This is a genomic window from Protofrankia sp. Cas8, from assembly GCF_963555845.1.
Classification (GTDB): Bacteria; Actinomycetota; Actinomycetes; order Frankiales; family Frankiaceae; genus Protofrankia.
Genome location: NZ_CAUVXI010000006.1, coordinates 54,210 through 66,087 on the forward strand (window position 1 = coordinate 54,210; position 11,878 = coordinate 66,087).

General features: G+C 69.0%; 8 protein-coding genes. 3 read left to right on the forward strand and 5 right to left on the reverse strand.

Going from position 1 to position 11,878, the window contains the following annotated elements:
• The first annotated feature begins 471 nt into the window (after nucleotides 1-471).
• Entirely contained in the window at nucleotides 472-1,242 is a 771-nt protein-coding gene (locus U9977_RS02445) for a hypothetical protein (RefSeq protein ID WP_322747502.1), read from the forward strand.
• Nucleotides 1,243-1,594: 352 nt separating this feature from the next.
• Nucleotides 1,595-4,840, forward strand: a complete 3,246-nt coding sequence (gene ileS / locus U9977_RS02450) for an isoleucine--tRNA ligase (protein WP_322747503.1) — start codon at nucleotides 1,595-1,597, stop codon at nucleotides 4,838-4,840.
• An 88-nt stretch (nucleotides 4,841-4,928) separates the two neighbouring features.
• Here ileS and U9977_RS02455 read toward each other — a convergent pair whose 3' ends face one another.
• From U9977_RS02455 to ftsZ, 5 genes are all read right to left on the reverse strand, one after another.
• Complete coding sequence (locus U9977_RS02455) at nucleotides 4,929-5,894, reverse strand: DivIVA domain-containing protein (protein WP_322747504.1); 966 nt, start codon at nucleotides 5,892-5,894, stop codon at nucleotides 4,929-4,931.
• Between the two features lie 91 nt (nucleotides 5,895-5,985).
• On the reverse strand, nucleotides 5,986-6,240 hold the full coding sequence (locus U9977_RS02460; protein WP_322747509.1) for a YggT family protein: 255 nt from the start codon (nucleotides 6,238-6,240) through the stop codon (nucleotides 5,986-5,988).
• Between the two features lie 84 nt (nucleotides 6,241-6,324).
• Nucleotides 6,325-6,906: a cell division protein SepF gene (locus U9977_RS02465; RefSeq protein ID WP_322747505.1), complete on the reverse strand. Its 582-nt coding sequence runs from the start codon at nucleotides 6,904-6,906 to the stop codon at nucleotides 6,325-6,327.
• Nucleotides 6,907-6,916: 10 nt separating this feature from the next.
• Nucleotides 6,917-7,750, reverse strand: a complete 834-nt coding sequence (locus U9977_RS02470; RefSeq protein WP_322747506.1) for a YggS family pyridoxal phosphate-dependent enzyme — start codon at nucleotides 7,748-7,750, stop codon at nucleotides 6,917-6,919.
• A gap of 257 nt (nucleotides 7,751-8,007) precedes the next feature.
• Nucleotides 8,008-9,528, reverse strand: a complete 1,521-nt coding sequence (ftsZ, locus tag U9977_RS02475) for a cell division protein FtsZ (protein WP_322747510.1) — start codon at nucleotides 9,526-9,528, stop codon at nucleotides 8,008-8,010.
• A 1,316-nt stretch (nucleotides 9,529-10,844) separates the two neighbouring features.
• Here ftsZ and U9977_RS02480 point away from each other — a divergent pair.
• Nucleotides 10,845-11,878: adenylate/guanylate cyclase domain-containing protein (locus tag U9977_RS02480; RefSeq protein WP_322747507.1), on the forward strand; the 1,034-nt coding region annotated here is incomplete at its 3' end.

Here is an 11,878-nt window from a genome sequence, read left to right on the forward strand (position 1 = left end):
TGCCATGCCTGAGCGTAGTACACCAGCTTCTGGAGCTTCATCGGCGACATCGGCCCGGCGCGGTTCAGAAAATCGGCGGCAATGTCATCGACCCCGACATCACCGATTCCCTCAACACTGACGAGATGTGTGACAGCATTGACGAGAGGCGTGACAGCCAACGCACACCTCCGTTGCATCCAGCCGGTGTTTTGTCGGACAGGGATCTTTCCACATGATACCTGGTCCAGGATGACGGCGACAGATCCGTCGCAGTCACGTCCACCGCGGACGGCAGGGCGGCCGGCCTTGACGCCCACCGAAGCAGAGTTCCAACGAGCCCGTGGCCGGGTCCCGATGGCCTGGCCGCCGCGGCCAAGCGGCGGGTTACCCACGTCGGCGGACAGAACGGAACATAATCGTCACTACGATCGGGACGACGTGGTCGGGGACGATGGCTGGCGACGATGGTGGGGGACGAGTGAGCAGCGAGTGAGCACAGTGGCGAACGCCTTCGGTGCCCTGTGGGGCATCGCGCAGACAACGGCGGACCAGTGGTGGCGGCTGGCGTCCGGGCGGACACTGCAGTGGATCGGGATGGTTCTGGGCGTCTGCGTGGCGCTCAGCGTCGCCGGGCACGTGGACCGCTGGATCGAACGCGGACGGTTCCACATCACGCTGCGACTGAACGGCTACCACAGTCACGGCGAGTATGTGGGCGGTCCCGAGTGGCGGGCCAGGCGACGGCGGTGGCTCGCCGAAACCGGCAAGCGTCCCTGCCACATCTGCGGGAAGCCGTGGCGGGACGGACCAGCCGGCATCGGCTACCACGCGCACCACGTCGACTACTTCCGGGCCGGCTCGGGCCACGAGTCCAACCGCGATCTGGTCCCCATCTGCCACCACTGCCACACCCGCGTCCACAAGGTCGACCGCTACCGGGGACCGCTGGGCACCCGCGCGCTGGGGGTGTCACTGCGTCGCTGTACCGGTCTGGTCCGCGCCGTCTACTGGCCGATGCGGCTACTGCGCGGCGACTCCGCGAGTACCTACGTGCCCGCGCCCCGCAGGCCATCACGCCGGCCGTCACGGCGACCGGTCCGCCAGCCACGGCGCCAGGCGGTCCCCCACACACAGGCACCCGGCCCGGGTGACGCAGACCATCACAACCACCACGCTGAGCACCACGCTGAGCACCACGCAGACCACCACAGCGAGGAGCACACCGATCATCATCATCGGCCGACGAGTGCCGGCAGGTGACGGCGAACGCCGCAGCATCCACTACGCTGGTTGCAGCGGACGGCGACGACGGGACGAGTAACGGCGGGCGCAGCCAAGGACGGCCGGTGACGGGCGTCGAGCGAACCGGGGACGGTGGAAGCCCGGCGGCCAGCGCGTCGTGAAGATCACCCCCGAGCTGCCGGAAGAACAGGGCGCCCCCGCCCCCAGTAGATCCGGTACCGCGCGCGACGAGTGGTCGTCCAGGCCGCCGCACACCGGCGTCCCGAACGGCAAGGAGGGTGGTACCGCGGTACCACCGCGCCCCGGCGACACGCCGGGTACCGCGGGGTGTCGTCCCTCCGTTGGAGCCTGATCCCGACGGAGACACACCATGCCCGACCGCGAGACGCCTGATCACAAGACACCCGGGGACGCGCAGCCCGCCTTCCCACCGCTGCCGACCCAGGTCGACCTGCCCGCCCTCGAACGCGAGGTCCTCGGTCGCTGGACGGACCTGAAGGTCTTCCAGCGTTCGCTGGACGCGACCGCGGACGGGCCACAATGGATCTTCTACGAAGGTCCGCCGACCGCCAACGGCAAACCGGGCACCCACCATGTCGAAGCCCGGGTCTTCAAGGACCTGTTCCCCCGGTACCGCACGATGCGGGGCTTCCACGTCCCGCGCCGCGCCGGCTGGGACTGCCACGGCCTGCCCGTGGAGCTCGCCGTGGAGAAGGAACTGGGTTTCACCAGCAAGAGTGACATCGAGGCCTTCGGTATCGCCGCGTTCAACGCCCGCTGCCGCGAGTCGGTGCTGCGCCATGTCGCGGACTTCTCCCGGATGACCGAGCGCATGGGCTACTGGTGTGATCTGGACAACGCCTACCGCACGATGGACACCCCCTACATCGAGAGCGTCTGGTGGTCCCTGCAGAAGATCTTCGACAAGGGGCTGCTCGTCGAGGACCATCGCGTCACCCCGTACTGCCCGCGGGACGAGACGCCCCTGTCCGACCACGAGGTCTCCCAGGGCTACGCCGACGTGGTCGACCCCTCGGTCTACGTCCGCTTCCCGGTGACCGCCGGCCCGCTGGGCGAGGCGGGTGTCAGCCTGCTCGTCTGGACGACGACCCCGTGGACGTTGGTGTCCAACACCGCGGTCGCCGTGCATCCCGACGTCACCTATGTGGTCGCCCGGACCGCGGCCGGCGGGCGTGCCGGCGAGCTGGTGCTGGTGGCCGAGCCGCTGCTCGGTGCCGCGGTGGGGCCGGACGCCGAGGTCGTCCAGACCGTGCAGGGAGCCGATCTCGCCGGCGTGACCTACGCCCGGCCGTTCGAGCTGCTGCCGCCGGCGGATTTCGGCGCCACGGCCGCGGGCGCCACGCCCGCGCACTCGGTGGTACTCGCCGACTACGTCACCACCACCGACGGTACCGGCTTGGTCCACCAGGCCCCGGCCTTCGGCGCGGAGGACCTCGCGGTCGCTCGCGCCTACGGCCTGCCCGTGGTCAACCCGGTGGGTCGGGACGGCCGGTTCGTCGCCGGCACGCCGCTGGTAGGTGGGGTGTTCTTCAAGGACGCGGACGCGACCCTCGTCGACGACCTGCGCGCGCGTGGAGTGCTGTGGCGGGCGCAGGACTACACCCACAGCTATCCACACTGCTGGCGCTGCCACACACCGTTGATCTACTACCCGCTGCCATCCTGGTACATCCGGACGACCGCGATCGCCGACCGGCTGCTGGCCGAAAACGAGCGCACCGACTGGCACCCCGAAAGAATCAAGAACGGACGGTTCGGCGAGTGGCTGCGCGGCAATGTCGACTGGGCACTGTCGCGCAACCGCTACTGGGGCACGCCACTGCCGATCTGGCGCTGTACAGCCGATCCGACCCACCTGACCTGCGTCGGATCGCTGCTGGAACTGTCGTCCCTGGCCGGGCGTGACCTGTCCGCGCTGGATCCGCACCGGCCGTTCGTCGACGACGTGACGATCGCCTGCCCGACCTGTTCGGCCGTGGCCAGGCGCGTCCCCGAGGTGATCGACGTCTGGTACGACAGCGGAGCGATGCCGTTCGCCCAATGGGGAGCGCCACACCGCAACGGCGAGCAGTTCGAGGGCCAGTACCCGGCGCAGTACATCTGCGAGGCCATCGACCAGACCCGCGGCTGGTTCTACACGCTGATGGCCGTCGGAACGCTGGTGTTCGACCGCTCCGCCTACGAGACCGTGCTGTGTCTGGGCCTGCTCCTGGACGCCGAGGGCCGCAAGATGAGCAAGCACATCGGTAACGTGCTGGACCCGTTCGAGCTGTTCGACCGGCACGGCGCGGACGCGGTGCGCTGGCTGATGCTCGCGGCCGGGTCACCCTGGTCGGACCGCCGGGTCGGCCACGAGGCCCTTGAGGACATCGTCCGCAAGGTGCTGCTGACCTACTGGAACACCGCGTCGTTCTTCGTCCTCTACGCCAATGCCGGCGGCTGGGCACCGGGGCGCGCTGCGGCGTCCGACCCGCGCACGCGGCCCGTGCTCGACCGCTGGGCGTACTCGGAACTACATGCGACCATCACGGAGGTCACCGAAGCCCTGGACGCCTTCGACTCGCTGCGGGCCGGCCGACGCCTGGCCCGGTTCATCGACGACCTGTCCAACTGGTACGTGCGACGCTCCCGGCGACGCTTCTGGGACGCCGATCCGGACGCCATGGAGACCCTCTACGCCTGCCTGGACGGCGTGACCCGGCTGATGGCCCCGTTCACCCCGTTCCTGACCGACGCGTTGTGGTCGAAACTGGTGGTCGGCGTCCAACCGCAGGCCCCGGACTCGGTCCACCTGGCCGGCTGGCCGGCGGCGTCGGGTGATCTCGTGGACGCGCGGCTGGCGGCCCAGATGGACCTCGTCCGCCGGCTGGTCGAGCTCGGGCGGGCGGCCAGAGCGAGCAGCGGCGTGCGGACGCGCCAGCCGCTGGCCCGCGCGGTCGTGGCGACGCCCGAGTTCGCCGGGCTCCCCGCGGACCTGCGCGCTCAGATTGCCGAGGAGCTCAACGTCACCACCGTCGAGGGCGCCACCGCCGACGTGGTCGACGTGACCGTGAAGCCGAACTTCCGGGCGCTGGGTCGCCGGTTCGGCAAGCGGACCCCGCTGGTCGCGGCTGCGATCGCCACCGCCGGCCCACCCGTGGACGGTCGTCTCACGGTCGAGGTGGACGGTGAGCGGCTCGACCTCGCCGGCGATGATCTGATCATCACCGAGACGCCGCGGGAGGGATGGGCGGTGACCTCGGAGTCAGGCCTCTCCGTCGCCCTCGATCTGGAGATCACTCCCGCGCTGCAACGCGCCGGCATCGCCCGGGACGTGGTGCGAGTCCTCCAGGATGCCCGCAAGACCTCCGGCCTGGACATCACCGACCGCGTCGAGGTCCGGTGGTCGGCGGACAGGCCGGAAACAGAGCAGGCGCTGCGGGAACACGGCTCCATCGTGGCAGCCGAGATCCTCGCCGTGACCTTCACGCAGCACGCCGGGGCTCCGGCCACCCCGGGTGCCGACACCGCAGAGCCGACTCCGGCCGGTGGGGACGGGCACACCGCGCCGGATCTCGGACTGACATTCTGGCTGAGCCTGGCTGAGCCTGGCTGAGCCTGGCTGATCAGGCCGGCTGACCGTCGACGGCGGGCGCTCCAGGCTCCCGCCGGTCAGGCGTTTCTAGAAGTGTCCTGCAGTGTCGCTAGAAGTCCTGGAGCCCGCTCGGGTCCCGACGGGCGGGTTCCATGTCGGGCCCGCGGACGCCGCCGTTGTCACTTCCCCGTGCCATCGCTCCCGCGCCCAGTGGCGGCCCAGGTGGGAACGTCGACGTGGCACCCGGACCAGGTGCCGGATGTGAGCCGGCTGCGATCCCGGCCGGCGGCGGGGGCGGTGCGCCGGCGCCGGGGTTGAGCGGAGGCCGCGGGGTGCCGCCCGGGCCGACGGCCGGCTGGGTCGGCATGCCGTCCAGGTCGCGTAGCTGCATCTCCAGATAGGCGCGCAGCCGCGTGCGGTACTCCCGCTCGAATGCGCGCAGCTGCTCGACCTGGCCCTCCAACCGGCGCTTGTCGTCCTCTAGGCCACCGAGCTGCTCGGTGACGTGCGCCCGGGCCTCTCCGATGATGCGGTCGGCGTCCGCACGGGCTTCACGCCGCGCCCGGTCGGATTCGTTGCGGGCCTCCCGCAACGCTTCGTCCGCCGTACGCTGTGCCAGGACGAGTGTGCGGGCCACCCGCTGTTCGATCTCGGCATCGAGCTGGGAGTTGCCGGTACGGGTCGTCGCAGCCTGGGATGGCGCCGGCACCGCCGGCATCACCGCCGTCGCCGCAGCCGGCGCTGCGGAGGGGCGTTCGCGGGCGGCCTGTGCGGCCGCAACCGCCTGTGCGGCCTGCGCCTGTGCCTGGCCTACCTGGCGCCGCGCCTCTTCCAGCTGCCGGCGCAGCTGTTGGTTCTCCTCAAGCATCTGGGCGGGTACACCTGGGCCGCCGCCACCACCCGCGCGACGTGCCTCGTCGAGTTGTCGACGCAGGTCGGTGTTCTCGTCCAGAAGTCTGGTGAGCTCGCTCTCGACATCGTCGAGGAAGGAGTCGACCTCGTCCTCGTTGTAACCGGTGCGGAACCGGGTCGGACTGAAGACCTTGTTCTGCACGTCCTGCGGTGTCAGAGCCACGTCGCCTCCTCATGATGCGGCATTGCCGCTCCCCCGGAGAGGGCGGTCCAGCGGCGGTCTGCCGCGCGCGTTCGCCGTGTCCGCGACTTCGTCACAGGCCATCCGCGAGTCTCCGCAAGACCATGATCACAATTAAGATCAATAAAAATCCGAGGTCGAACGCGACGCTACCCACCCGCAGGAGAGGAATGAACCGCCGGACGAATCTCAACGGAGGGTCGGTGACTGTGTACACAGACTCAAAGACTAGTACCAGGACTCCGGCGGGTCTGAAGGTGTGGCTCATCGAGAGCACAAGATCTATCACTGCACGCGCAATCATCAGCAGCAGATAGACAAGCAGCAGCGCAGAGATCACGTCACCAAGTGCGCCGATGGCGGACTCTCCTGTGCCTGCGGGGACCGTGGTCCGGTGACAGTTGACATATGATCAAGACTGATTGTAGAAGCCACCCTCGCGGATGCGCCGCTTGTCGGTCTCGGTGACCTCGACGTTGTGCGGCGAGAGCAGGAACACCTTGTTGGTGACCTTCTCGATCGACCCCCGCAGGCCGAAGACCAGGCCCGCTGCGAAGTCGACCAACCGTTTGGCATCGACGTCATCCATCTCGGTCAAATTCATGATAACCGGAGTCCCGTCGCGGAACTCCTCCCCGATCTGCCGTGCCTCGTTGTAGCTGCGCGGTTGCAGGGTGGTGATGCGATAAGGCGACGGCTCCTCGGCCGCGGGTGGTCGGCGCATCGGGACCGGACCTGTCGGCCGGAGTTGTTCGACCGGGGGACGACGCGGCATCGCAGGCGGCTCCTCACGTGCATCAATACGACGAACCGACCGCTCCGCGGGCATGGGCTCACGGTCGTCACGTCGGTCGTCACGTCGGTCGTCACGTCGGTCGTCACGCCGATCGGCGTGGCCGGCGTCGTGACCGCCATCGTCGTACTCGTCTTCGAGGTAGTCTTCGTCCTCCTCGGCCAGGCCGAGGTAGACCATCGCCCTGCGCGCGACACCCATGGGCGCGACTCTAAGGGACACCACGCCGTTGACCGAACAAAGCCGTCCCGATGCGAAGGTGTGTCGCGCCTTCGGCCACTGCGTCCGCAAGGTCCCCGGACATGCCAGCGCTGATCACCGACGCCTCGGGATGCTCCCGCCGAAGCACGTCCGAAACCTCACGTAACCCGGCGAAGGCCGGGCGAGCTGGCACATCACGTGGCGCAACCCCCATCACCCCGGCGAGGACGAGGCCCGGCATGGCCGCCACGAGGTCGCCGAGGGCGGGTATCTCGGCCGGGCGCGCACCGCCTCGACCGGCGTCGACGCCATGGCCGTCCAGCGACACCTGCAGGCAGACGACGATCTCCCGACCGTGCACGACCGCCGCGGTGGACAGCGCGGTAACCAACGACGCCCGGTCGACCGATTGAACCCAATGCGCCCATCTGGTCACCGACCGTGCCTTGTTGTGCTGAAGTTGGCCGACGAAATGCCAACGGGGCGGGGACACCGGCGGGGACGCAGCCGAAACCTCGCTGTCAAATAGGTGCTTCGTCACATCCGCCACCTTCGGGCGGGCCTCCTGGTCACGGTTTTCTGCGAAGTCGGTGACCCCCAGCCCGCACAACACCACGACATCCGCCGCCGGCCAGGTCTTGCTCACCGCGACAAGGGTGAGCTCACCGGTGGCACGCCCCGCCGCAGCCGCCGCGGCGGCAATCCGGTCGCGGACGTCGGCGAGGTTGAGCCGCAGATCCTCGTGCCGCCCGCCAGTGGCGCTCACGGCCAGCTCCGCCCGCGCGCCGGCGGGGATGCCACCCATTGACGCCGACACCGGGTCAGGGCCGCCAGAACCGCTCACAGCGCCGTCCCGGGCCCTCTCAGAGCGACCGGCAACGGGGACGCGGCGTCGCGCGCGGGGCCGGGGCGCGCAGCTCGCCGCATCGCTACCCGTCCATCGCTACCCGTCCATCGCTGCGCGATGGACGGGTAGCCCGGCTCCGTCGGTCGACACCCAACACCTCCGGTGCCTCCTCCGCCGCCTCGCGATCTACGCACCCCAGCCCCGCTCCTTGATCCACGCCCCTGCTGCCGGGCACTCCTACTTGCCGAGCGCTCTTACTTGAGGAAGTCGGGGACGTCGAGCTCGTCGTCATCCTCGGGAACCGGCCGGACCGGCCGCCGCGGCGCCGGATAGCTCGGCCGATGGCCCTCCCGCGGCTCCCGATACGGCGGGTAGCCCTGATCAGCACCGGACTCGGCGCCGTCGCGTCGAGACGACGAGCCGTCGTTGCCGTAGTCCCGGTCGTCGGACACGTCCGCCACATGCCCGGGAGCCGACGTCCGCGGCTGACCCGGTTGGGACGGGGCGAACGTCGGCTGGGGGTTGTAGGCGGCCGGCGAGGAATAGGTCGGCTGCGGGTTCGGCGCGGACGCGGGCGGCGGTGTGTGCGCCGGTTGCGGTGCCGCGGCAACCGGTCGGGGTTGCGGCGTCGACGGGGCGAAAATCGGCGGCGACCCGACCGTCGTCGGCGAGGTGGACGGCGTCGTCGGGGACGAGGGGGAGCTCGTGCCCGACGTCATGGCAGGGGCTCCGGACGCTCCGGCGGTACCCGCACCGGCGGCCCCGGGTGCACCCGACTGACCGTTGCCGGGCCGGCGGGTGCTCGCCAGACCGCGAGTCCGGCGGTCCTGGACGGTGTCGAAGCCCGCGGCGATGACCGTGACCCGGACCTCGTCGCCGAGGGCATCGTCGATCACCGCACCGAAGATGATATTCGCTTCGGGGTGGGCGGCGTCCGCGACCAGCTCGGCCGCGGCGTTGATCTCGAACAGGCCGAGATCGGAGCCACCCGAGATGTTGAGCAGCACGCCCTGGGCACCGTCCATGCTGGCCTCCAGGAGAGGCGAGGCGATGGCCTGTTCGGCCGCGACGATGGCGCGATCGTCCCCACGGGCGCGTCCGATACCCATCAACGCGCTGCCCGCATGCGACATGACGGTCTTGACATCGGCGAAGTCCAGGTTGATCAGACCGGGTGTGGTGATGAGGTCGGTGATGCCCTGGACACCGGAGAGCAGGACCTGGTCGGCGCTGCGGAACGCGTCCAGCACGCTGATGTCACGATCCGTCATCGCCAGCAACCGGTCGTTCGGAATGACGATGAGCGTGTCGACTTCGTTGCGCAGGGCGTCGATTCCCGCGTCCGCCTGGGTAGCCCGGCGGCGCCCCTCGAACGTGAACGGGCGGGTGACGACACCGATGGTCAACGCGCCGAGCGACCGGGCGACATTGGCCACCACAGGCGCGCCGCCGGTGCCGGTGCCACCGCCTTCCCCAGCGGTCACGAACACCATGTCGGCGCCCTTGAGGACCTCTTCGATCTCCTCGCGGTGATCTTCGGCAGCCTGGCGACCGACCTCTGGGTCGGCACCTGCGCCGAGTCCTCGGGTGAGCTCTCGGCCGACGTCAAGCTTGACGTCGGCGTCGCTCATCAGCAGGGCTTGGGCGTCGGTATTGATCGCGATGAACTCGACGCCCTTGAGCCCGACTTCGATCATGCGGTTGACGGCGTTGACGCCGCCACCGCCAATCCCGACGACCTTGATCACCGCCAGGTAGTTCTGAGGAGCTGCCATGCGGTGTCGGTCCTCCAGCGGCATCGGTGGGCGGACGGGGGACATGCCCCAGCCGCCCGGTGCGGCGGGGAAGGCGGCGCCGAGTGGTTGGAGCAGGGAACGGCTGATGAGCTTCAACCTTCACCGTCAGCTAGACGGTTAATGTTATGTCAACTTCCAACCGTGGACCGGACAGTAGGGACGCGCAACGCGGCGGTCAAGGACGCGCCCGGCGCGTCACGCCGAACCTTCGCGTCCATCGGGTCACATCATCGCTCACCCAGCTGACCACTGCAGCTCGATCCCCCGATCCGGGTATGATGACCCGCCGACCGCCACCCTGTGGCGCGACACACACTCGAAAGGTGGCTCCCACCTCGAGCACGAAGATGCGAAAAATACCATGATCGCACCACATCCAGGCGACCTGGACCCATTTTTGATCGTGGCCGGAACCACGGGATGGGCGGCTCCGGCACACGACCGGCCGCAACGCGATACGCGCGGTAACCGAATATGTACGACCAAAAGCAGCGCATCCCGTCAGAACAGACCGTACACGTCGCCTTACACAAGACGGCCCGCGGCACCGATCTGAAACGATTCTCCGCGTCGACCCGGTGTGGCTCCCCGCTTCGCACCACCGGACGAGATCCTATTTTCACGACAATACGACACCGCCCGTAACGTCGACGTCAGCCCCAAACGCCAAAACACGGACAACGAATTCGAATTCCGCAACCGACCGGCAATGACCAGCGACGACGAGCGACGAGCGACGGGAATGGGCGAGGACCGGTGCCGGTCGGGACTCGAGCGCCACCGCCACGCGGCCCCAGCGGCCCCAGCCGCCCCAGCGGCCCCAGCCAGCGCGCAGCGACGTCCCGCATCCGAAGCACGCAAGAAGGACCGAAGGTGACCACAAAACGCACCAGCTCGATTACCGGATCGGAAAAAACCCGGGCTGCAGGAGCTCATTTGTACACCAACAGCGACGTCCGGTAATTCCTCGCAGCGATCCCGCCGGTTGACCGAGGCCGTACGATCATGGCTCTTTTCACACCGGGGTCTGAAGTCCCATCGCGCGGCGGAGCGACCCGACAGATCCGCGCGGCCCCGATGAGGACCCCTGGTTACCCGCACGTTCCCCGCCGATGTTTTGATATCCCGGGACGGGCTTGAGCCACCGAGCTGCACCCGAAGTGCCAACGAGCCGAAGGTGCCGAAATCGTGATCTTTTCAGGGTCGCCGGCCCTGAAAAGGCGACGCGGACCAAAAGCGAACAACCACCGGCCTTCGTGCCAATGAAGGCCCCGGGCAATCGAAGGGGGTGCGAGGTGGCCGCCGCCAACACGGCCGCCGGCCCTGCCGGCCGACCGCTTGCGATGGACGAGGCCGGCACGGAGCCCGGCCCGCGGATGCGCCTGGTCGCCAGCCGTGACGCAGCCACTCAACCCGCGGAACCTCCAGCTCCGCGTGAGCCCGGGGCCCGACCGAACCCGACATCCACGGGCACGGTGACCTTGCTGTTCACCGACATCGAGGGTTCGACCCGGCTCGTCCGCCAGTTTGGTGATCTTTACGGTGAGATCCTGGCCGACTGCCAGCGTCTGCAGCGTCACGCATTCGACATCACTGGCGGCCGGGAGATCGACACCCAGGGTGACTCGTTCTTCATCGAATTCCGCACATCCAAGGACGCGGTGGCCGCGGCTGTGGCGGCTCAACACGCCCTGGCGGCCCACGCCTGGCCGGCCGACGCCCGGATCCGCGTGCGAATGGGCATCCACACCACCGAACCAACCCCGTGGACCGACCGTTTCGTCGGGCTCGGAGTGCATCGCGCCGCCCGGCTGTGTTCCGCAGGACACGGCGGTCAGGTGCTGTTGTCGGAGACCACGCACTCGCTCGTCGAGGACGGTCTGTCCACCGGTTTCGACGTCCGGTATCTCGGCGAACACTGGCTGAAGGACTTCGATCGGGCCGAGCGGATCTGGCAGCTGGTGATACCCGGCCTCCCCGATACGTTCGCCCCGTTGCGGACCCCCGACTCCTCGCTGCTGGCCGCTCCGGACAGCAAACCGGCTGACGCCGACGACGTCGACCAGCCGGGCGCCCGGCACCTGGGCTGGCTGGACAACGCGGCGGACGCGCCCTTCGTCGGCCGGACGCACCAGCTTCGCGTGCTCCGGGAGGCCTGGGACCGGGCTCGATCGGGGGTCCGGGTACTCACGCTGATCAGCGGGGAGCCCGGCATCGGCAAAACCACTCTGGCTGCGCAGGTGGCGCGGACGGCACGCGACGACGGTGGGCTCGTGCTCTACGGCCGCTGGGACGAAGAGATTCTCGCGCCCTACCAGGGATACCGGGT